This is a genomic window from Micromonospora sp. NPDC049359, assembly GCF_044466585.1.
In the GTDB taxonomy this organism is placed as follows: Bacteria; Actinomycetota; Actinomycetes; order Mycobacteriales; family Micromonosporaceae; genus Micromonospora.
Genome location: NZ_JBITMW010000004.1, coordinates 111,780 through 132,856 on the forward strand (window position 1 = coordinate 111,780; position 21,077 = coordinate 132,856).

A 21,077-nucleotide genomic window follows, 5' to 3' on the forward strand; every position below is an offset into this window, starting at 1 on the left:
AGGGGATGGACGGTGGACAGTGGGGCACCTTAACGTGCGGTGACCCCGTCCACCCATCGTGGAGGCCCTATGCGCCCGCGCCGCACAACAGCCGCGCTCGCGATCGCCACCGCCGCAGTGACCGTCACGGCCCTCGGCGTCACCCCCGGCGCGGCCAGCGCCGCGCCCACCGACCTGTTCATCTCCGAGTACGTCGAAGGCTCGTCGAACAACAAGGCGATCGAGCTGTTCAACGGCACCGGCGCTCCCGTCGACCTCACCGCTGGCGGCTACCAGCTCCAGCTCTACTTCAACGGCTCCACGACGGCGACCACGATCGCGCTGACCGGGACGGTCGCCGCCGGGGACGCCTTCGTGTTCGCCAGCGCCTCGGCCGGGGCGGCCATCCTCGCCCAGGCGGACCAGAGCACCGGGGCGAGCCTGTTCAACGGCGACGACGCGATCGTGCTGCGCCGGGGCACGACCGTGCTCGACTCGATCGGGCAGGTGGGCGTCGACCCGGGCACCGAGTGGGGCAGCGGCACGACCAGCACGGCGGACAACACGCTGCGCCGGCTGCCGTCGGTGACCGCGGGCGACACCGACCCGTCGGACGCGTTCGATCCCGCCGCCCAGTGGGCCGGCTTCCCGGTCGACACCTTCGACGGGCTCGGCTCGCACAGCGTGGACGGCGGTGGGCCGGTCGACGTCCCGGCGACGGTGACCTGCGGCGGCCCACTGGTCACCGCATCGGGGACGGCGGCGAGCCGGGAGGTCACCGCCACCGACCCGGACGATGAGATCGTCGACCTGGCGGTGACCGCTGTCAGCCCGACGCCGGCCAGCGGCTCGATCACCCGTACCGCGTTCACCCCCGCCGACGCGGTGGGCGGCACGGCCCGCGCCACGGTCGGCGCGAGCGCCGACCTCACGGCCGGGGCGTACACCGTGACCGTGACCGCGACCGATGCGGGCGGTGGCACCGCGAGCTGCGCGCTGGCCGTGCAGGTGACCCGGGAGCTGACCGTCGGGGAGGTGCAGGGTCCGACCACCGACGCCGAGTCCGCCGCCGACCGGTCACCGCTCGCACCGGCGAGCGGCAACGGCACGAGCAGCACGATGTACGACGTCCGTGGCGTGATCACCCAGCGGACGCTGGCCCGTACGTCGGCCGGGGCGGAGCAGAACGGGTTCTTCCTGCAGAGCCGCAGCGGCGACACCGACGGCGACCCGACCAGCTCCGACGGCATCTTCGTCTTCATGGGCACGTTCACCTCGCTGGTCGGCGGCTACGTGCCGACGGTCGGCGACGAGGTGGTGCTGCGGGCACGGGTGTCGGAGTACTACAACTTCACCCAGCTCTCCGGGGCGTCGCTGGTCCGTCGGATCGCCACCGGCCTGGACGTGGACACGGCGGTCTCGGTGGCCGACGCGGTGCCTCCGGTCGAGTTGACCGAGGCGCAGCGCTGGTGGGAGCGGCACGAGGGTGCCCGGCTGCGGGTCCGCGCGGGCAGCGGCGCGGCGAGCGGCCGCGACGTCTTCTCGTCCACCGCCGACGCGGAGCTGTGGGTCGTCGACCGGGACGATCCGCTGCTGGACCGCGCCGACCCGTACGCCCGGCGGGTCTTCCGGGACTCGCACCCGCTGGACAATGACCCGACCCGGCGCTTCGACGACGGCAACGGGCAGCGGGTGCTGCTCGGCAGCATGGGCGTGAAGGCCACCGCCGGTGACAGCACCGCGCTGCTCCCGCCGGCGCACACCTTCGACACGCTGCGCGCCGACGCGGTGGGCGGCGTCTACTACTCGTTCGAGAAGTACGGCGTGCAGGTCGAGCGGGCCGAGTTCGACGCCGGGGCCGACCCGTCGAAGAACAACCCGCCGAAGCCCGCCGACCGCTCCCAGGAGGTCGCGGTCGCGACCTACAACGTGGAGAACCTGTACGACTACCGCGACGATCCGTTCGACGGCTGCGACTTCACCGGCAACGCCGGCTGTACCGGTGTCAGCCCGCCGTTCGACTACGTGCCGAGCAGCGAAGCCGACTACCGCCAGCACCTGACGTCGCTCGCCGACCAGATCGTCAAGGATCTGCACGCACCGGATCTGATCCTGGTGCAGGAGGCCGAGGACCAGGACATCTGCACGGTCTCCGGGACGGCGCTGGCCTGCGGCGACACCAACAACGCCGACGGCGCTCCGGACAGCATCCAGGAGTTGGCGCTCGCGGTGGCGGCGGCCGGCGGGCCAGCGTACGCCGCTGCCTACGACCGGACCGGGGCGGACGCCCGCGGGATCACCGCCGCGTTCCTGTACCGCACCGACCGGCTGTCGCTGGCGGCGGCGACGGCGGGCGATCCGCTGTTGGGCACGACGCCGACCGTCCAGTACCGCGCCGCCGGCCTGCCGGGCAACGCCGACGTTCAGAACCCCAAGGCGCTCAACGCGGTGCTGCCGTCCGACGTAGACACGTCGACGGGCAAGGACGGGAACAACGTCTTCACCCGGGCACCCCAGCTGGGCAGGTTCAACGTGGCCGCGGCGCCGGGCTCGACCGAGCGGTTCACCCTGTGGGCGCTCAGCAACCACTACTCCTCCGGTCCGGACAGCCGGATCGGGCAGCGGCGGGAGCAGGCGGCGTACGGAGCGGCGATCGTCACCGCCATCGAGGCGGCCGACCAGGACGCGCGGGTCGTGTACGGCGGTGACCTGAACGTCTTCCCCCGCCCGGACGATCCCATCGCCACCGCCGCCCAGCCCACCCCGTCGGACCAGCTCGCTCCGCTGTACGAGGCGGGCCTGCACAACCTGTGGGACAACCTGGTGGCGGACGTGCCGGCCTCGGCGTACTCGTACAGCTTCGAGGGGCAGGCGCAGACGCTCGACCACCTGTTCGTCAACGACGCGCTCTACGGCGACCTGGTGCAGGTGCGGGCGGCGCACGTCAACGCCGACTGGCCGGCGGAGTTCACCGGTGACGGCTCACGGGGTTCCAGCGACCACGATCCGCAGGTGGCGAGGTTCCGCTCGCGGGCGGCGTTGACCGTCGCCGACACCACGGTGGTCGAGGGCGACCAGGGCACCCGGCAGCTGGTGTTCACCGCCACCGTCTCACGGCCGCTGTCGCAGCCCGTGCTGCTGTGCGCCGCGACCCTCGGTCTCACGGCGCAGGCGGGCTCGGACTTCGACGCGTACGCCGGCTGCAAGGTGTTGGCCGCCGGGGACACCTCGGTGACCTTCCCGGTCAGCGTGCGGGGTGACCGGCGACGCGAGTCGGACGAGAAGCTGACGCTGCTGGTGGCCGGCGTGCCCGGCCTGCGACTGGCCGACCCGCTGGCGACCGGAACCATCACCAACGACGACTGACGACCCACGCGCCAGCGCGCTCGATCCAGGATGTAGTGGCCTCCGCCGATCAAGGAGGCCACTACATCCTTGTTTTCGCAGGAGTTGCCGCGCGGACGCGGTGGCGACGGGACGAGGGGCGGTCGGATGTAACGCCACGTCGTCGCCGAGCCAATGAAGGGGTGTAAGGACGGCCAACGAGAGGACGGCCTGTGAACAGCCCGAGCCCCGGCGGGGACGACCTGACCATCATCGGTACGGATCCGGCCGCTTTCGAACGCTTCTACCGTCGGCACGTCGAGACGATCGGCCGGTTCGTGGCCCGCCGCGTCGACGACCCACACACCGCCGCAGACCTCACCGCTGAGGTGTTCCTGGCGGTGATCGACTCCGCAGCCGGTTACCGGCCCGAGCGCGGCAACGAACTGGCCTGGCTCTTCGGTGTGGCGCGGAACGTCATCGCCGCCGAGCACCGCCGGGCGACCCGACTTATGCGGGCCGGCGGTCGGCTGGCGGGACGACGGCTGTTGGACGCGGACGACATCGCCCGGATCGAGGAGCGCATCGACGCGGAATCGCTGGCCCGGCGCACCTACCGGGCCCTCGGAGGGCTGCCGGAGCACACCCGCGCCCTGCTGGAACTCGTCGCCGTGGATGGTCTGTCCCTTACCGACGCGGCCGGTGCGCTCGGGATCTCCCCGGTCGCCGCCCGGGTCCGCGTGCACCGGGCCCGCCGGGCGATCCGCCTCGCGCTCGCCACGTCCGAATCCGCGCTGGTCTGACCCGGAGGAATGAGCGCCATGACCCACACCGAGAAGCCACTGGGCACCTTCGAGGAACGACTCCTCACCGAACTGCGGGAGCACATCGCCACCCGGTCCCCCGACACGGCCTCGATCGCGCCTGCGGTCCGTACGCCCCGCCGGAACCTCCGGTGGCGCGCACCGGGCTGGCGGCTGGCGGGCATCGGCGGGCTGGTCGCCCTGCTGACCGCCGGCGGGCTGCTGACCCAGACGCTCGGCGACGCCCCGCCGACGGCGAGCGCGGCGGAGGTCCTGACCGCAGCGGCGGGTTCGGCCCGTCAGCAGCCCGACCTGGTGGCCCGCCCCGGCCAGTACCTCTTCGTCGAACTGCGACTCACCTACCGGGAGCGGCCGACCGCCGGCCCGTACGTCGTCGAGCGGCTCCAACGCTGGGTGCCGGTCGGTGACGGCACGACCTGGCAGCAGCGACGGCGGCTGGAGAGCCGCCCCGACGAGTGGCGTACCGACGACGTCTCGGACATGTCACCGCCGCCCGGCTACTTCCAGGGCCTGCCCACGGAGCCGGAGCAGATGGTCCGCTACCTGCGGGACCATCCGGTCCCCGTGGACCTGCCCGCCGGGGCGGACCTGGAGGCCATCAGGAACAACCCCACGGCGATCTTCGGCGACGGCACCTGGATGCTGGAGGGCTACGTGCCGCCCCAATCACGCGGCGCGCTGTTCGAGGCGATGGCCCAGGTGCCCGGGGCCACCGTGCTGTCCGGCGAGGTTCGGGACGCGGCCGGCCGGCGGGGGGTGGCGTTGCGGACGCCGGGCGTGATCGGCGCGCACCTCGACCTGATCTTCGACCGGGAAACCCACGCCTACCTCGGCAGCCGCCGTCTTCTGGTGCGCGACGGCCGGGAGATGCCCTACACGAGCACCGCCGTCACCCGGATCGCGGTGGTCGAGCGGCCGGGACGCCTGCCCTGATCGTCATGGCGCGCGGGCGACCAGCGGACTGCGGACCGGACGGAGTCAGAGGTCGCAGAGGCGGCGACCGGAGCCGATGTCGTCGAGCGCCGCGTGCAGGTCGCGGATGCGCCGCTCGGCCTCGGCGGTCAGCCGATCGTGCAGGCCGTGCCAGTCGGCCGGCTGGGGGTCGGGGGGCAGGGCCGCGAGCAGTTCGCGGATCTCGTTGACGGTCAGACCGATGCGCTGGGCCACCCGGGCCACCCTGATCCGGCAGGCCGCGTCGACGTCGAAGCGCCGCTGGTTGCCGCCCGTACGGGCAGCCGTGATGAGTCCCTGCCGCTCGTAGAACCGCACGGCGGAGCCGCTGACGCCGCTCTCCCGGGCCACCTCGCCGACCGTCAACGCGCCCATCGTCATTCCCCCGCCGCCATTGACTTCATCATTACTTCAAGTCCTAGCGTCCGAGGCATGACTACGCAAGAGAACACCGCACCGACCGTCGCCGTGCTCGTCGGGAGCGTCCGGCAACCTCGGGTGGGCCGCTCGATCGCCGACTGGTTCGTCGCGCACGGGAGCCGCCGCGCGGACCTGGACCTGGACCTCGTCGACCTCGCCGAGGTGGCGCTACCGTTCGCCGACACCCCTCCCGGCGGCAATTCGACCAGCCCCATCAGTGCCCGCCTGGCCGCCGCCGACGCGTTCGTGGTGGTGACGCCCGAGTACAACCACAGCTTCCCGGCCGCCCTGAAGAACGCCATCGACTGGCACTACCGGGAGTGGGCCCGCAAGCCGGTGGCCTTCGTGTCGTACGGCGCCAGCTCCGGCGGCATCCGCGCGGTGGAGCAGCTCCGGCTGGTCTTCGCCGAGGTGCAGGCCGCCACGACCCGCTCCGGGGTGGTGCTCCGGGCGCCCTGGGAACGACTCGACGCCGACGGGCGGCTGGTCGACGACGAGCCGCTGCGGCAGGCGGCCGACGCCACGCTCAGCGAGCTGGCCTGGTGGGCCGAGGCGCTGCGCACCGCCCGCCGGGTCCGGCCCTGAACAGACGACATGGACACGTCTGCGCGACGGCTCGGCTGGTACCTGACCCTGGGTGGCCTGCTCGCGGTGATCGACACCACGGTCACCGTGGTGGCCCTGCCGAGGCTGGTCGACGACCTCGACACCAACCTCACCACGATCGGCTGGGTCACCAGCGGCTACGCGCTCGCCCTGGTCGCGGTGATGCCCACCGCGGCCTGGGCGATCAGTCGCTTCGGCGCCCGCCGCACCTACCTGACCGCGCTGCTGCTGTTCACCGCCGGTTCCGTGTTGGCCGGGGCCGCCTGGAGCGTCGGGTCGCTGATCGCGTTCCGGGTGCTGCAGGGGCTGGGGGGCGGACTGCTCAACCCGGTCGGGATGGCCGTCGCGCTCGCCGCGGTTCCGCCGGGACGGCGCGGGCGGATGATGAGCCTGCTCGGTCTTCCGGTACTGGTCGGGCCGCTCATCGGGCCGGTGCTGGGTGGGCTGCTGCTCGATCACGCGTCCTGGCGGTGGATCTTCTGGATCAACCTGCCGGTGGGGCTGGTGGCGATGGTGCTCGGCCGGTCGGTGCTGCCGGTCGCCGATGCGGGACGAGCACCGGTCCGGCTGGACGTCGTCGGGCTGCTGCTGCTCTGCCCCGGGCTGGCGCTGGCGGTGTACGGCCTCAGCGTCACCGGCGAGCGGGGTGGGGTCGGCACCGCCTCCGTGCTGCTGCCGTTCGCGTTCGGCGTCCTGCTGGTGGTCGCCTTCGCCGTGCGGGCCGGCCGGGTCCGGCAGCCACTGCTGCGCCTGGCGGTGCTGCGCGCGCCGGGGATGACCCCCGGCGCCGCGACGGTGGCCCTCTTCGCCGCCGGATACTTCGGCTCGTTCCTGATCCTCCCGGCCTACGTGCAGGTGGTACGCGGTGACTCGGCCACCCTGGCCGGGGTGATCGGCATCCCGCAGGCGCTGACCACCGGGCTGACGCTCCAGGTCGCGACCCGGCTCGTCGATCGCGTCTCGGCGCGGCGGGTGGTCGGGCTGGGCATCTGCACCGCCGTGGCCGGCACGGTGGTCCGGGTGCTGGTGCTCGACGCCGACACGTCGTACCCATTGCTGGCCGCGCTGGGCGCGGTCATCGGCCTGGGCATGGGTGCCACGCTGATGCCGACGATGACGGCGGCCAGCCGGTCGCTTCCGCCCGACGACGTGCCGTCCGGCTCCACCCTGCTCACCACGGTGTCACACACCTCGGTCGCGGCCGGCACCGCGCTGATCGCCGCCGTCCTGTCCTTCCTCACCGACCGGGTGGCCCCGAGCCTGGGCGGCGGGGGCATCACGGCGGCCGGCCGGCTCGACCCGGCCGGACGGCTCGACCTCGCGCCGGAACTGGCGCTGGCCACCCGGCTCGCGCTGGCGGTCTCGGCCGTGCTGTTGGCGCTCGCCTGGCTGACCAGCCGGCGACTTCCGACCACCGTCGCGGGCGCCGACGAGGCGGTTGGCCCGGGCGGAGCCGGGGAGCCGCTCAGTAACGCTGGCGGAGCAGACCGGCGGCCTCGACCGCCCAGTAGGTGAGGATGATCTGCGCGCCGGCCCGCTTGATCGAGGTGAGGGTCTCCATCATCACCCGCTCCCGGTCGATCCAGCCGTTCGCGGCGGCGGCCTCGACAGTCGCGTACTCGCCGGAGACCTGGTAGGCGGCGACCGGAACGTCCACCGCGGCCCGGACCGCCGACACCACGTCGAGGTAGGGCAGCGCCGGCTTGACCATCACCATGTCGGCGCCCTCGGCGATGTCGAGAGCCACCTCGCGCAGCGACTCACGCACGTTCGCCGGGTCCTGCTGGTAGCTGCGCCGGTCACCCTCCAGCGCCGACTCCACGGCGTCGCGGAACGGGCCGAAGAACGCCGAGGCGTACTTCACGGCGTACGCCAGCACCGCCACGTCCTGGTGCCCGGCGGCGTCGAGCGCCCGGCGTACCACCCCGACCTGGCCGTCCATCATCCCGGACGGCCCGACCACGTCGACCCCGGCGGCGGCCTGGGCCACCGCCATCTCGGCGTAGGCGGCCAGGGTGGCGTCGTTGTCGACGTCGCCGTCGGGGGCGAGCACCCCGCAGTGCCCGTGCGAGGTGAACTCGTCCAGGCACAGGTCACTCATCACGACGGTGGCGTCACCGACCTCGGCCACCACGTCGCGGATGGCGACGTTCAGGATGCCGTTCGGGTCGATGCCGCCGGACCCGGTGGGGTCCCGCTGCTCGGGGACCCCGAAGAGCATGATCCCGCCAACGCCGGCCTGCACGGCCTCGGCCGCCGCCTTGCGCAGCGAGTCCCGGGAGTGCTGAAGCACCCCCGGGAGCGACGCGATCGCCCGTGGCTCGGTCAACCCTTCCTTGACGAACATCGGCACGACCAACTCGGCCGGGTCGACCCGGGTCTCGGACACCAGCCGGCGGATCGCGGGGGTGCGGCGCAGACGGCGGGGCCGGATCTCGGGGTACGACATGGAAGGGTCCTCCTGAACGACGACTACCGGAAGCGCAGGGCGGTCGGCCCCTGCACCTTCGAGCCGCGGCGCTGCTTGGCCGGCATGGCGGCCAGCTTCTCGCGCAACTCGACGGCGTAGGCGGCGAGCGCCTCCACCAGGTCGGGCACCGAGGCGTGCGGCGGCTGGACGTCCACCCGAAGGCCGAACTCCGTCGCGGTCTCCGCCGTCTTGGGCCCGATCACGGCAACAACCGTGCGCGCGTGCGGCTTCCCGGCGATGCCGACGAGGTTCCGCACGGTCGAAGAAGACGTGAAGAGCACCGCGTCGAACCCGCCCGACTTGATCGCGTCCCGGATCTCGGCCGGCGGCGGCGCAGCCCGCACCGTCCGGTACGCGGTCACGTCGTCGACCTCCCAGCCGCGCTCGGTGAGCCCGGCGGCGAGCGTCTCGGTGGCGATGTCGGCGCGCGGCAGCAGCACCCGACCGACCGGGTCGAGGATCTCGTCGTGCGGCGAGAACTCGGCCAGCAGCCCTTCGGAGGACTGCTCCCCGGCGGGGATCAGCTCCGGCTGGATACCGAACGCGCGCACCGCGTCGGCGGTCGCCTCGCCGATACAGGCGATCTTGACGCCACCGAAGTGCCGGGCGTCCAGGCCGTGCTCGGCGAACTTCTCCCAGACCGCGCGGACCGCGTTCACCGAAGTGAAGATCACCCAGGCGTACCGGCCGTCGACCAGGCCCTTGACCGCCCGCTCCATCTGCGCCGGGGTACGCGGCGGCTCGACCGCGATGGTCGGCACCTCGCACGGGATCGCCCCGTACGCGCGCAGCCGTGCGCTCATCACGCCGGCCTGCTCCTTGGTCCGGGGAACCAGCACCTTCCAGCCGTACAGCGGGCGGTTCTCCCACCAGCTCAGCTTGTCGCGCTGCCCCACCCCGACACCGACGGTGAGCACCACCCGGCCGGTGAAGCCGAGCGCGGCGGCCACGAAGCTGTCCACGGTCGACGTGGTCGTGTACTGGGTCTCGCCGGTGCCGTCACCGGTCACCCCGACACCGGTGGTGCCGTCGACCCCGGCGGCCAGCAGCCCGTCCCGGACGGCCGCGAGGTCACCGGCGTCCACCGCGAGCGCGAGCGAACCCCGGCCGACGGCGGCGGCCAGCGCCTCGAAGTCCAGCGCGCTGACGTCCTCGACGTCGGCGGCGGTACGCACACCCGGCAGCGGAACACCCGCGTAGGTGGCCACACCCTCGGCCTGACCGACGCCGGGCACCACCTCGAAGTGGGCGGCGGTACGGGCGACGGCCTGCACCTCCTTGACCACCGAGTCGTGGCCGAACGGGTCACCGGCGACCAGGTGCACCGCGTTCAGCCCGGACCGGGCGGCGGAGATCAGCACCTTCGCCACGTCCCCCGGGGCGCCTTCGGCCGGGGTGAACTCGGCGTCGTCCCGGGCCTCGGCGCGCACGGCGGCGAGCAGCGACTCCGGGACCCCCCGGTCGTAGATCACCTGATCGGCGTCGACCAGGGCGTCGTGCGCCCGGCGGGTCAGCAGACCTGGGTCGCCGGGGCCCGCCCCGACGAACGCGATACGGCCGACGGGCTTACGGGTGCGGGTCATTCTGTGCTCCCAAATTGCTGGGTCCCCGGGCCGGTGTGTCCTTCGTGGCCGAGGATCGAGTCGGCGCCGAGGTCGAGGAGTTCGGCGGCGAGTGCCTTACCGATCTCCGCAGCGTCGGCGGGCGTTCCGGTGCGGGACAGCCGGATGTCACGAGTGCCGTCCGGGCTGATCACCGCCCCGCGCAGGTAGATCTCGTCACCGTTCTCGCCTTCGGCGAGTTCGGCGTAGGCGGCGACGGGTGCGCTGCACCCGGCCTCCAGGGTGGCCAGCAACGCGCGTTCCGCGATGACCGCGGCGTGCGACGGTGCGTGGTCGAGCGTTCCGAGCAGCTCGACCAGATCCTGGTCGTCGACTCGGCACTCCACTGCCAGCGCGCCCTGGGCGGGCGCGGGCAGCATCAGCATCGGGTCCAGCGTCTCGGTGATCACGTCGGCCCGACCGATCCGGGCCAGGCCGGCCCGGGCCAGGACGACCGCGTCGAGGTCGGCATCGGGGCCGAGCACCCGCGCCAGGCGGGTGTCGATGTTGCCGCGGATCGGGGTGACCTCCAGTTGCAGGCCGAGCGCGTGCAACTGGGCGATCCGGCGCAGCGCGCCGGTGCCCACCGTGGCGCCGGGCGGCAGTTCGGCGAGCGTCTGGCCACCGCGGGCGATCAGTGCGTCGCGCGGATCCTGCCGGGGCGGCACCGCCGCGATGTGCAGCCCGCCGGCGGCGGCCGTGGGCAGGTCCTTGTACGAGTGCACCGCGAAGTCGATCGTCCCGGCGGTCAGCGCGTCGCGCAGCGCGGAGACGAACACTCCGACGCCGAGCCGGTGCACCGGCGCGCTGGAGCGGTCGCCCGCGGTGACCACCTCGACCAGCTCGACCGGGCGGCCGGTGGCGGCGGTCACGGCCTCGGCGACCTGGCCGGACTGGGCCATCGCCAGGGTGCTGCCCCGGGTACCGAGGCGCAGGGGGGCGGTCATCGCGCACCTCCGGTGGGCGGGACGGGGTCGGTGGCGTCCGAGCCGGGCGCCGGGTCGTCTTCGGCGGCCGGCCTGCCGATCTCGGGGCTCAGCACGTCGGGGACGGTGTCCACCGGTGAGGTCTGTGGCACCTGCAGGTCGAACAGCTCACGCAGCAGGGCGGCGTACTGGTCGCCACCGGGCTCGGCGGCGAGCTGGCGGACCTTGACGGTGGGCTGGTGCAGCAGCCGCTGCACCACGCGGTGCACCGTACGGGCCACCTCGGCGCGCAGGTCGTCGCCGAGGTCGGGACGGCGCTGGGCCAGCCGACGCAGCTCGGTGGCGACGACGTCGTCGGCGCGACCCCGCAGCGCCGCCACGGTGGGCGCCACGTCGGCGCCGCGCAGCCAGGTGAGGAAGCCCTCCACCTCGCCGGTCACGATTCCTTCGACGGCGGCGGCGTCCGCCGCGGCCGGACCGTCGGCGAGCAGCGCCGCCATCCGGTCGATGTCGATCACCTCGACGCCGGCCAGGTCGGCGACGCCCTCCTCGACGTCGCGCGGAACGGCCAGGTCGAGCAGGACCAGCGGGCCCCGGGCCGGGTCGCGCTCGGCGAGCGCGGCCCCGACGACCGTCCGGGTGAGGACCGGTTCGGTGGACGCGGTGGCGGCCACTACGATGTCCACTGTGGAGAGCGTGGCGGCCAGTTCGGTCATCGGCGCGGCGCCCGCACCGTACGACTCGGCGAGCCGGACGGCCCGGTCGATGCCCCGGTTGGTGACCGTGAGTGGCCCGGCGCCCAGCCGGGACAGCGTGGCCACCCCGAGCGAGCCCATCGCACCGGCCCCGATCACCAGAGCCGGGTGGCCGGCGAGATCACCGTCGAGGTGCCCGGCCGCCAACTCCAGCGCGGCGGTGACGACGCTCTGGCCGGCCCGGTCGATGCCGGTCTCGGCGTGGGCTCGCTTGCCGACGCGCAGCGCCTGCTGCATCAGCTCGTGCAGCAGCCGGCCGGCCGAGTCGGCGCCGGTGGCCCAGTGGTACGCGTCGCGCAACTGGCCGAGGATCTGCGCCTCGCCCACGACCATGGAGTCCAGCCCCGTGGCGACGCGGAAGACGTGGTCCACGGCGGCGGTGTCGTAGTGGACGTACAGGTGGTTGGCGAGCGCCGCCGGGGTGCTGCCGGCCTGCTCGCCCAGGACGGCGCAGATGTCGCCGAGCCCGCCGTGGAAACCGGACACGGCGGCGTACACCTCCACCCGGTTGCAGGTGGAGACGAGCACCGCCTCGCTCACGTACGGCTGAGCGACCAGGCGGTCCAGGGTGCGGGTGAGGTCGGCGGGGGGCACGGCCAGCTGCTCCAGCGTGGCGACCGGGGCGGTCCGGTAGGACGCGCCGACGACGAGCAGTTTCACGTGCCGATCGCCTCCTGGGTGTCGGTGGCCGCGAGACCGCCGGGCAGGGCGGTGAGAGCGGACCCGCCGGTGGCGGGCAGCGCGGTCAGCGACGCCTTACGGTGCTCGTGGAAGGACAGAATCTGCAGCTCGATGGCGAGGTCGACCTTGCGCACGTCGACCCCCTCCGGAACAGAGAGTACGCACGGCGCGAAGTTGAGGATGCTCGTCACGCCGACCGCGACCAGCTGATCGGCGACCCGCTGGGCGGCCGGGGCGGGGGTGGCGATCACGCCGATCGCGATGGACTCCTGGGCGGCGACCGCCGGCAGGTCGTCGACATGCCGGACCACCAGCCCGTTGATCTCCTCGCCGACCCGGGAGGGATCGGCGTCGAACAGTGCGGCGATCCGGAAGCCCCGGCTGGCGAACCCGTCGTAGCCGGCCAGGGCGTGACCGAGATTACCCACGCCGACCAGGGCGACAGCGCGACGCTGTGTGAGCCCGAGCACGTACTCGATCTGCTCGATCAGCAACGCGACGTCGTAGCCGACGCCCCGGGTGCCGTACGAGCCGAGGTGGGAGAGGTCCTTGCGGAGCTTCGCGGAGTTGACTCCGGCGGCCGCCGAGAGACCTTCACTGGAGATCGTTTCGTGGCCGACGTCGGCGAGGTTGTGCAGCGCGCGCAGGTATTCCGGGAGCCGAGCGACGGTCGCCTCGGGAAGGTCCGGAAGCGCCGGTACGGCACCGGCGCGGCCGGGCGCACCTGGCTGACGGTGCTGACTCATGAGACTCCGTGCGGTGCGATCCTCGGCCAACTCTGCTGGTCGGCCGCTTATGGACTCCCGCTGGCGACCGTGGTTTCCGGCTGTGCTAGCAGGGCGCGTCGGAACTACAGAGTAGGCGCTTGTGAAGACGTGCACAAATCGCGATCTTGCCGCTCCAGCCCGCGACCCCACCCGCCCCTCCATTCCACAAGATCGATTGAGCGCTCACCACCCGCGCGATTATTACTCAATCCCGACTTCTCTGACCAATCCCGCGCCCCACCCCCGTCCCCGCCCCCGCCCCCACCCCCGACCTCGCGATCTTGCACTTTCGGTCGTTCCATAACGTCCGCAGCTACGCAAATCATCGACAGCAACTGCAAGATCGGCGCGGGAATGGGCGGGAGCGTGGGTTCGGAGGACCGCGGGGTGGGGGCAGCACTACCGGGGAGAGACCAGGCTTCGGGATGGGGGGCGGGGCCGCGGCTGCCTAGCCTTTGAGCCATGACCGCCCTTGCCGCCACCAGCGACCGGCAGCCGCTGGCACGGAGCATCCCCCGCCAACTCTTCGTCGACTCCGGGTACGTGCTTCTCGGCCTGCCACTGGCAGTGGCCAGCTTCGTCGTCCTCATCGTCGGCCTCTCGGCGGGCCTCGGCCTGATGGTCACCGTGATCGGCCTGCCGATCCTCAGCGGCACGCTGTACGCCGCACGCGGGCTGGCCGACATCGAGCGGCTGCGGCTGCCCGCCGTACTCCGGCAGCCCCGGATCCGACCGCGCTACCGACTGCCGGAGGCGGGCGCGAGCGCCTGGCGGCGGATCTTCCTGCCGATGCGCGACGCGCAATCCTGGCTCGACCTGGCGCACGGAATCCTGCGGTTGATCGTGGCCCTGGCCACCTTCGTGGTCACCGTCTCCTGGTGGGTCGTCGCGATCGCCAACTCCTTCTACTGGGCGTACGACTGGGCCCTGCCCCGGCCGTCCGGAGACGACCAGGATCTGGCGCAACTCCTCGGCCTGGGTGACTCGACCACCGCCCGGATCGGGCTGAACACCGCGGTCGGCGTGTTCTTCCTGATCACCCTGCCGATCGTGGTGCGGGGCTGCGCGCTGCTCCAGGCCAGCTTCGCTCGGGCCCTGTTGACCGGGGTGGCCGAGATGCGGGACCGGATCACCGTGCTGGAGGAGCAGAAGCGGGCGGCGGTGTCCGCCGAGGCGTCCGCGCTGCGCCGGCTGGAACGTGACATCCACGACGGCCCGCAGCAGCGCCTGGTCCGACTCGCGATGGACCTGAGCCGGGCCCGGATGCAGCTCGCCTCCGACCCGGAGGAGGCCGGCCGGACCATCGACGAGGCGGTGACCCAGACCCGGGAAACCCTTGCCGAGTTGCGGGCGCTGTCGCGCGGCATCGCCCCACCGATTTTGGTCGACCGGGGTCTGCCCAGCGCACTCGCCGCGCTCGCCGGTCGCGGGCTCATCCCCATCGAGCTCCAGGTCGACCAGCAGTTGGGCACGCGGGACGGCCGACTCGACCCGGCGGTGGAGAACACCGCGTACTTCGTGGTGGCCGAGGCGCTGACCAACATCGCCAAGCACAGTCGGGCCACCGAGGCCACGGTCGCCGTGGCCCGCCAGGGCACCCACCTCCAGGTACGGGTGGGCGACGACGGGCAGGGCGGCGCGCACCTGGCGAAGGGGCACGGGCTGGCCGGTATCGCCGACCGGGTGCGGGCGGCCGGCGGTGAGCTGGCCGTGGTCAGCCCGAACGGCGGCCCCACCGAGATCCGCGCCGAACTGCCGCTGTGAACCAACGCGATGGCGGTCCCGACGTGGTAGACACCACACCCATGCGCATTGTGATCGCCGACGACGCCGTCCTGCTCCGGGAGGGGCTGGTACGACTGCTGACCGAGAGCGGGCACCAGGTGGTGGCCGCCGTCGGGGACGGCGACGCGCTCGTCGAGGCGGTGGTCGAGCACCGGCCCGACGTGTCGATCGTCGACGTCCGGATGCCGCCGACCCACACCGACGAGGGGCTGCGGGCGGCGGTGCGGGCACGCCAACTGGTGCCGCGTACGCCGATCCTGGTGCTCTCCCAGTACGTCGAGGTGTCGTACGCCGATGATCTGCTCGCCACCACCGGCGGCGCCGGCGGCGGCGGGATCGGCTACCTGCTCAAGGACCGGGTGGCGGCGATCGACGAGTTCCTGGACGCGCTGCGCCGGGTGGCGGCCGGCGGCACGGTGCTCGACCCGGAGGTGGTCGGCCAGCTCTTCGCCCGACGCCGCCGCGACGACCCGCTGCGCGAGTTGACCCCGCGCGAGCGGGAGGTGCTCGCGCTGATGGCCGAAGGTCGGTCGAACACGGCCATCGCCCGCGCCCTGGTGGTCAGCGACGGCGCGGTGGAGAAGCACGTCCGCAACATCTTCACCAAGCTCACCCTCCCGCCGGACACCGAGCAGCATCGGCGGGTGCTGGCCGTCCTCACCTACCTGCGGAACTGACCACCCGGGCGGCCAGAGCCACCGCGTCGGTGAGGGTGTCGGCCACCGGGTGACCGGAGTCGCGCAGCCGGGCCGGGTCGGTGAACCCGCCGGTGTAGAGCACCGCGCGACCGCCGACCGCGAGGGCCGCGTCCGCGTCGTCGATGGAGTCGCCGATGAGGACGACCGCGCTGCCGTCCACCTCCAGCTCGGCCAGGTGCCGCCGCAGCGACTCGGCCTTGCGGTCGCCGCCGACCGTCGCCCGCAGACCGTCGACCCGGGTGAAGTGGCCGGTCAGCCCGTACGTGTGCACCGTGGGCACCAGCTCCTCGTGGAACCACATGGAGAGCAGGCTCTGGCTGCCGTCCCAGGCGGCCATCGCGGTCCGCGCGTCGGCGGCCAGCTCGCAGGTGGTCAGCCCGTCGCGGTACGCGTCGTGGAAGATCCGGTCCAGCCGACCGAACGCCTCGTCGTCCACGGCCTGCCCGAGCACCTCGGCGTAGTAGTCGGCGATCGGCCGACGGAAGCGCGTCCGGTGCTCGTCGGAGGTGACGGTCGGCCCGCCCACGCTGGCGAACGCGGCGTTGGTGGCGGCCACCACCAGGCTGAGGTCGTTGAGCAGGGTGCCGTTCCAGTCCCAGACCAGGTGGGGGTGCGCAGGGGTCATCCGAGCACCCTAGGCCCTCAGAGCTGCGGCGTGGTCAGGTCCCGCAGCAGCCGATCCTCCTCCACCCGCCAGTAGCCGTGCTCCTTGCCGTCGAGCATCACCACCGGCAGCCGGTCCCCGTACTCCCGTTCCAGCTCCTCGTCGCCGGTGACGTCCCACTCGACCCACTTGTCGCCGGTGACCGCCACCACCCGGTCGAGCGCGGCCTTGGCGTCGTCGCACAGGTGGCAGCCGGGTCGGGTGATCAGGGCGAGCCGGGCGTCAGTGGCCATCGGGTACCTCCGTGCGGGCGTCGTCGGCGGATGCGGGCGATCCGGCCGGGGCCGCCGACCGGAGCTGGGTCTTTCGTACCTTGCCGATCGCCGAGTGGGGCAGTGCGTCGACGAACTCGACGGCGGTCGGGCACTTGAACCGGGCCAGGTTCCGTGCGCAGTGTGCGAGCAACTCCTCGCCGCTGACCGGCCGCCCCGACGCCGGCACCACGTACGCCCGCACAGTCTCGCCGGTTCGCGGGTGCGGCACACCCAGTACCGCCGACTCGGCCACCCCGGGGTGCCCGGCGAGCACCAACTCGACCTCGTGCGGATAGACGTTGAAGCCGTTGACCAGGATCAGGTCGCCGAGTCGGTCCACCAGGTGCAGGTCGCCGTCGGAGTCGGCGTACGCGATGTCGCCGGTGCCCCACCAGCCGTCGGCGTCCGGACCGTCGCGGCCGTCCGGCCAGTAGCCGTCGAAGAGGTTGGGGCCGCGTACGACGATCTGCCCCGGGTCGGTGCCGGGGGCGGCGTCGGAGATGTCCAGCTCGTCCGTGTCGTCGTCCGGGACGGCCTGGCCGTCGCGCCACAGGTCCACCGAGTCCGGCCCGACCAGGCGTAGCTGGACGCCGGGCAGCGGCCGCCCGATCGAGCCGGCCTTCGCCACCTTGCCGACCAGGGTGGAGGTGAGCACCGGCGCGGTCTCGGTGAGGCCGTAGCCGATGTGCACCGGGTGGCCGGTCGCCGCGGTGAAGCGCGCCGCGACCGCGGGTTCCAGGGGCGCCGCGCCGCACACCGCCACCCGTACCGACGCGGTCGCCGCGCGGGCCGTGTCGGCGTCGGCCCAGGCCAGGAACATCGACGGTACGCCGACCAGCACGCTGACCCGGTGCCGGGCGATCTCGGCGAGTCCCGCCGTCGGGTCCGGCTCGTCGAGCAGCACGCCGGCGGCACCATGGTGGACGACGGCGCCGAGCCCCGCATTGAGGCCGTACGCGTGGAACAGCGGCAGGGCCAGCAGCACCGTGTCGTCCGGGCCGACCACCGGCGGCTCGATGGCGTCGACCTGGTCGAGGTTGGCCAGCAGCGCGCGGTGGGAGAGCATCGCGCCCTTCGGACGGCCGGCGGTGCCCGACGTATAGAGCAGTACGGCGAGGTCGTCCCCGCCGCGGCGGGCCCGGGGACGCGGCCCGGGCTGCCCGGCGGTCGGCGGGGTGTCGTGCACGGCGGTGAGCGCCGGCAGATCGGCGGCCACCTCGGCGACCAGGCCGCGGACCCGCTCGGTGCCGATCAGCAGCGACGCGCCGGAGTCGGACAGCACGTGTCGCAGCTCCGGGGCGGTGAAGCCGGGGTTGACCGGCACCGCGACCAGTCCGGCCCGCAGCGCGCCGAGCCACCCGAGAACGAAGTCGGGGGTGTTGGTCAGCGCGATCGCCACCCGGGGCGGTGTGTCGCCCGGCTCGGTGGCCGGAACGGCGGAAGCCAGGCCGTACGCGGCGGCGGTCACGGCGGCGTCCAGTTCGGACCAGCTCACCTGCTGATCCCGCCAGTGCAGCGCGGGCCGGTCGCCGTGGTCGAGAGCCGCCCGGCGGACGCGGTCGGCGAGGTTCGGCGGGAAGTCCTGCACGGTCATCGAGTCTGGCACAGCCGCGGTCGACGGGCCACGCCTCGACGGGTCGACGGGCCACGCCTCGACGGCCGCGCGGCGACGGCCGCAGATCGTCCCGTCAACGGGACGCCCACCGTGCCACCGACGCACCGATCGAGTCCGGCTGATGGGACGGGCGACGCACCCGGTCAACGGTTCGGCCCAGCCGGTACGGCGGGTGGCGGGTACCGCTCAGCTGATCGGCCAATGTGCCGTCCGACCTGGGGATCCATGCTGGAACAACCGGTCGGTCGAAAGTCAAACGCACACGACGGACAACCGGTCCGCCGCCGGTGCGACACAGCGGGAAATACTTCCGCCTTGTGTAACGGACTTGCCACGCGCGGGTGACGTTGGCCCTATTATCACTCGGGTCGGCTCACCCCATTTGCCGTGAGTCGACACCCCTCAGCCCGAGGAGGCCCCCGTGCCTGTGAGCGCATTGGACCAGCACCTCAAGGGGAACTGCCGCCCGTCGGCACACCCCGGAACAGTCCTGCCCGACCGGCTACCCGGTCGGTCCGCACCGACGACCCGCAAACCGGCCCGTCCGGCCACCAAGGGGACGGGGGCGGCGCGATGACCACCTTCGGATACGCGGAACGTCCCGTCGGCCTGACCGGCCAGACGCCCCGCTCGCAGGTCAACGAACGGCCGGCAACCCGCGCGCCGCTGGGCGACCCGCACGCCGCGCTGCGGGGCGAGAGCCCCGCGCAGCGGACCCGCAACCGCCCCCACACCAACGAGCCTCCACCGAGACCGGCGGTCCCCGGTGGCAACGCGATGCCGACCGGCGGTCGGGTCGCCGCGCCGACCCGACCGACCATGCCGTCGCAGGGCCGCCGGGCCGGCGACGCCCCGGCGCCGGCCACCGACCCGGCCGCGGGCGAGACGGCGGTGATCCCGGCGGTTCCGGCCGCCGCGCCGACCACGCCGACCGGTTTCCCGAGCCGTCCGGACCCGTCCGACCCGGCCACCGAGGTCTGGACGCTGGTCGAGCGCGCACAGGCCGGCGAGTCAGCGGCGTTCGGTCTCATCTACGACAGGTACGTGGACACCGTCTTCCGGTTCGTCTACTTCCGGGTGGGCAACCGTCAGCTCGCCGAGGACCTGACGTCGGACACGTTCCTGCGTGCCCTCAAGCGGATCGGGAGCTTCACCTGGCAGGGCCGCGATCTCGGCGCCTGGCTGGTGACCATCGCCCGCAACCTGGTCGCGGACCATTTCAAGTCCGGCCGGTACCGGCTGGAGGTCACCACGGGCGACGTGCTCGACGCCGACCGCGAGGATCGCGGCCCCGAGGGCAGCCCGGAAGCGGCGGTGGTCGAACACATCACCAATGTCGCCCTGCTCACCGCCGTCAAACAGCTCAACCCGGAGCAGCAGGAGTGCATCGTGCTCCGGTTCCTACAGGGCTTCTCGGTGGCCGAGACGGCCCGCGCCATGGGCAAGAACGAGGGTGCCATCAAGGCTCTGCAGTACCGGGCCGTCCGTGCGCTGGCCCGACTGCTGCCCGACGGTTTCCAACCGTGATTCGCTAGCCGCACCGACGAGCGTCGATCACTGTCTGCGCAGCTCAGGGCGGGTCTCACTCGGTGACGCCGATCACTTTCTGTGATTTCCGCCCCGCCCGGCCCGTAACCCGTGCCCGGTCCGCCGCGTTTCTCCGGGTGCGACCGGTGGATGTCCCGGCAGGGCCGGGGCACCGAGGTCCGCCCGGCAGGCCGGACGGCGCCTCACCTCCGTGGTGTCACAAACGCCGCCCGGTCGCCGTAAACACGGCGGCCGACCGGCCGTGACCAGCGAGAGGAGGTGCCTGCGGTGGATAACGACCTCTTCTCCCGCCGGCGTGCCGAGCGCTTCGCGCAACTTCTCGACGAGGCCAACGGCGGCCGGCGGCACCACGTGCGGTCCCGGGTGGACAGCCAGCTGGCGCCGCTCGTCGCGGTGGGCCATCGGATCAACGCCGATCCTCCGACCGTCGAGGTGGATCCCGACTTCCGCACCGGCCTGCGGGCGATGCTGCTCGCCACCGCCGAGCGTGAGGGGATCGGCACGACCCCGGCGACCGCCGAGCCGGCCGCCCCGCGTGCCGCTACCACGAGCCGTGGCTCGTTGCTGCCGGCGGTCACCGCCCGGCGGGCCCGTGCCCGGGGAGCGATCCTGGTCGGCATCGCCGCCGGCGCCATCGCCGTCTCCGGCATCTCCGCCGCCAGCGAGAACGCCGTTCCCGGCGACGCGCTCTACGGAATGAAGCGGTCCACCGAGCGAGCGCAACTCGCCCTGGCCAGCTCGGACATCAGCCGTGGCCAGCTCTTCCTGGACTTCGCCCGGACCCGGCTCGGCGAGGCGGCCGAGCTGCGCGGCGACCGCATCGGCTACAGCGCTGTCCTCGACGACATGGACGCCGACACCCGGCAGGGCATCCGCCTGCTCACCGCCGCCGCTGTGCAGCGCGCCGAGCCGGCCAGCCTGGACGCCGTCAACACGTTCGTTGCCAGCCAGCGGCGGGCGGTGAACAACCTGCTCGACGGGGCCGGCCGGGCCGACCGGGAACGGACCCGGCGGTCGCTGGCCCTGCTGGACAGCATCCGGGAGCGGTCGGACGCGGTCCGCGCCGCCATCGCGTGCGGCCTGCCGGCGCCGACCGGCAGCGACACCCTCGGGCCCACCCCGAGCACCTGCCCCGGCACGCGCTGAGCCCACGACGAGACCGGGCCCACTGACCCGTACGGCGGAACCAGGCCCACGGACCCGCTGCGC

18 protein-coding genes are annotated in these 21,077 nt (G+C 73.1%); 9 read left to right on the plus strand and 9 right to left on the minus strand.

Going from position 1 to position 21,077, the window contains the following annotated elements:
- Positions 1–69: 69 nt before the first annotated feature.
- From ACIBTX_RS11675 to ACIBTX_RS11685, 3 genes are all read left to right on the plus strand, one after another.
- Positions 70–3,345 (plus strand): lamin tail domain-containing protein, encoded by a 3,276-nt coding sequence (locus tag ACIBTX_RS11675; RefSeq protein WP_396832422.1) that lies wholly within the window; start codon positions 70–72, stop codon positions 3,343–3,345.
- Positions 3,346–3,536: 191 nt separating this feature from the next.
- Positions 3,537–4,106 (plus strand): RNA polymerase sigma factor, encoded by a 570-nt coding sequence (locus ACIBTX_RS11680; protein WP_357129221.1) that lies wholly within the window; start codon positions 3,537–3,539, stop codon positions 4,104–4,106.
- An 18-nt stretch (positions 4,107–4,124) separates the two neighbouring features.
- The gene (locus ACIBTX_RS11685; RefSeq protein ID WP_357129218.1) at positions 4,125–5,060 is read left to right on the plus strand and encodes a CU044_5270 family protein; all 936 of its coding nucleotides are present in this window, start codon (positions 4,125–4,127) and stop codon (positions 5,058–5,060) included.
- Positions 5,061–5,105: 45 nt separating this feature from the next.
- On the opposite strand, the gene ACIBTX_RS11690 is transcribed toward ACIBTX_RS11685, so the two are convergent.
- Positions 5,106–5,453 (minus strand): MerR family transcriptional regulator, encoded by a 348-nt coding sequence (locus ACIBTX_RS11690; protein ID WP_357392843.1) that lies wholly within the window; start codon positions 5,451–5,453, stop codon positions 5,106–5,108.
- A 57-nt stretch (positions 5,454–5,510) separates the two neighbouring features.
- On the opposite strand from ACIBTX_RS11690, the gene ACIBTX_RS11695 reads away from it, so the two are divergent.
- Positions 5,511–6,083 carry an NAD(P)H-dependent oxidoreductase gene (locus ACIBTX_RS11695; protein ID WP_357129212.1) on the plus strand — a complete coding sequence of 191 codons (573 nt, stop codon included), beginning with the start codon at positions 5,511–5,513 and terminating at the stop codon, positions 6,081–6,083.
- A gap of 9 nt (positions 6,084–6,092) precedes the next feature.
- Positions 6,093–7,619 (plus strand): DHA2 family efflux MFS transporter permease subunit, encoded by a 1,527-nt coding sequence (locus ACIBTX_RS11700; RefSeq protein WP_357129209.1) that lies wholly within the window; start codon positions 6,093–6,095, stop codon positions 7,617–7,619.
- Here ACIBTX_RS11700 and hemB read toward each other — a convergent pair.
- From hemB to ACIBTX_RS11725, 5 genes are read right to left on the minus strand one after another with little or no spacing between them, the layout of a single operon-like run.
- The gene (gene hemB / locus ACIBTX_RS11705) at positions 7,570–8,553 is read right to left on the minus strand and encodes a porphobilinogen synthase (protein WP_357129206.1); all 984 of its coding nucleotides are present in this window, start codon (positions 8,551–8,553) and stop codon (positions 7,570–7,572) included. The two genes, ACIBTX_RS11700 and hemB, sit on opposite strands and share 50 nt — an antisense overlap.
- 23 nt (positions 8,554–8,576) lie before the next feature.
- Complete coding sequence (locus ACIBTX_RS11710; protein WP_357129203.1) at positions 8,577–10,157, minus strand: uroporphyrinogen-III synthase; 1,581 nt, start codon at positions 10,155–10,157, stop codon at positions 8,577–8,579.
- Positions 10,154–11,122: a hydroxymethylbilane synthase gene (gene hemC / locus ACIBTX_RS11715; protein WP_357129200.1), complete on the minus strand. Its 969-nt coding sequence runs from the start codon at positions 11,120–11,122 to the stop codon at positions 10,154–10,156. Before hemC ends, ACIBTX_RS11710 begins: the two co-directional genes overlap by 4 nt.
- On the minus strand, positions 11,119–12,516 hold the full coding sequence (locus ACIBTX_RS11720) for a glutamyl-tRNA reductase (protein WP_357172328.1): 1,398 nt from the start codon (positions 12,514–12,516) through the stop codon (positions 11,119–11,121). The genes hemC and ACIBTX_RS11720 overlap by 4 nt, the downstream gene beginning before the upstream one ends.
- Entirely contained in the window at positions 12,513–13,283 is a 771-nt protein-coding gene (locus ACIBTX_RS11725; RefSeq protein ID WP_357129194.1) for a redox-sensing transcriptional repressor Rex, read from the minus strand. Before ACIBTX_RS11725 ends, ACIBTX_RS11720 begins: the two co-directional genes overlap by 4 nt.
- Positions 13,284–13,766: 483 nt before the next feature.
- Here ACIBTX_RS11725 and ACIBTX_RS11730 point away from each other — a divergent pair, with 483 nt between their 5' ends.
- Together ACIBTX_RS11730 and ACIBTX_RS11735 are read left to right on the plus strand one after the other, a co-directional pair.
- Positions 13,767–15,068, plus strand: coding sequence for a sensor histidine kinase (locus ACIBTX_RS11730; protein ID WP_357129191.1), 1,302 nt, complete (start codon positions 13,767–13,769; stop codon positions 15,066–15,068).
- A gap of 41 nt (positions 15,069–15,109) precedes the next feature.
- The gene (locus ACIBTX_RS11735) at positions 15,110–15,766 is read left to right on the plus strand and encodes a response regulator transcription factor (protein ID WP_357129188.1); all 657 of its coding nucleotides are present in this window, start codon (positions 15,110–15,112) and stop codon (positions 15,764–15,766) included.
- Here ACIBTX_RS11735 and ACIBTX_RS11740 read toward each other — a convergent pair.
- Genes ACIBTX_RS11740 through ACIBTX_RS11750 form a run of 3 tightly spaced genes read right to left on the minus strand, consistent with a single transcriptional unit; the run spans position 15,747 to position 18,299 of the window.
- A complete protein-coding gene (locus ACIBTX_RS11740; RefSeq protein ID WP_357172331.1) occupies positions 15,747–16,412 on the minus strand; it encodes an HAD hydrolase-like protein in 666 nt (221 codons plus the stop codon). The genes ACIBTX_RS11735 and ACIBTX_RS11740 overlap by 20 nt on opposite strands.
- Positions 16,413–16,429: 17 nt before the next feature.
- On the minus strand, positions 16,430–16,684 hold the full coding sequence (locus tag ACIBTX_RS11745; RefSeq protein WP_355050810.1) for a glutaredoxin family protein: 255 nt from the start codon (positions 16,682–16,684) through the stop codon (positions 16,430–16,432).
- Complete coding sequence (locus tag ACIBTX_RS11750) at positions 16,674–18,299, minus strand: AMP-binding protein (RefSeq protein ID WP_357392842.1); 1,626 nt, start codon at positions 18,297–18,299, stop codon at positions 16,674–16,676. The genes ACIBTX_RS11745 and ACIBTX_RS11750 overlap by 11 nt, the downstream gene beginning before the upstream one ends.
- A 594-nt stretch (positions 18,300–18,893) precedes the next feature.
- On the opposite strand from ACIBTX_RS11750, the gene ACIBTX_RS11755 reads away from it, so the two are divergent.
- The gene (locus ACIBTX_RS11755) at positions 18,894–19,847 is read left to right on the plus strand and encodes an ECF subfamily RNA polymerase sigma factor, BldN family (RefSeq protein ID WP_357392841.1); all 954 of its coding nucleotides are present in this window, start codon (positions 18,894–18,896) and stop codon (positions 19,845–19,847) included.
- Positions 19,848–20,135: 288 nt separating this feature from the next.
- Complete coding sequence (locus ACIBTX_RS11760) at positions 20,136–21,014, plus strand: DUF5667 domain-containing protein (protein ID WP_357392840.1); 879 nt, start codon at positions 20,136–20,138, stop codon at positions 21,012–21,014.
- The last annotated feature ends 63 nt before the right edge of the window (positions 21,015–21,077 follow it).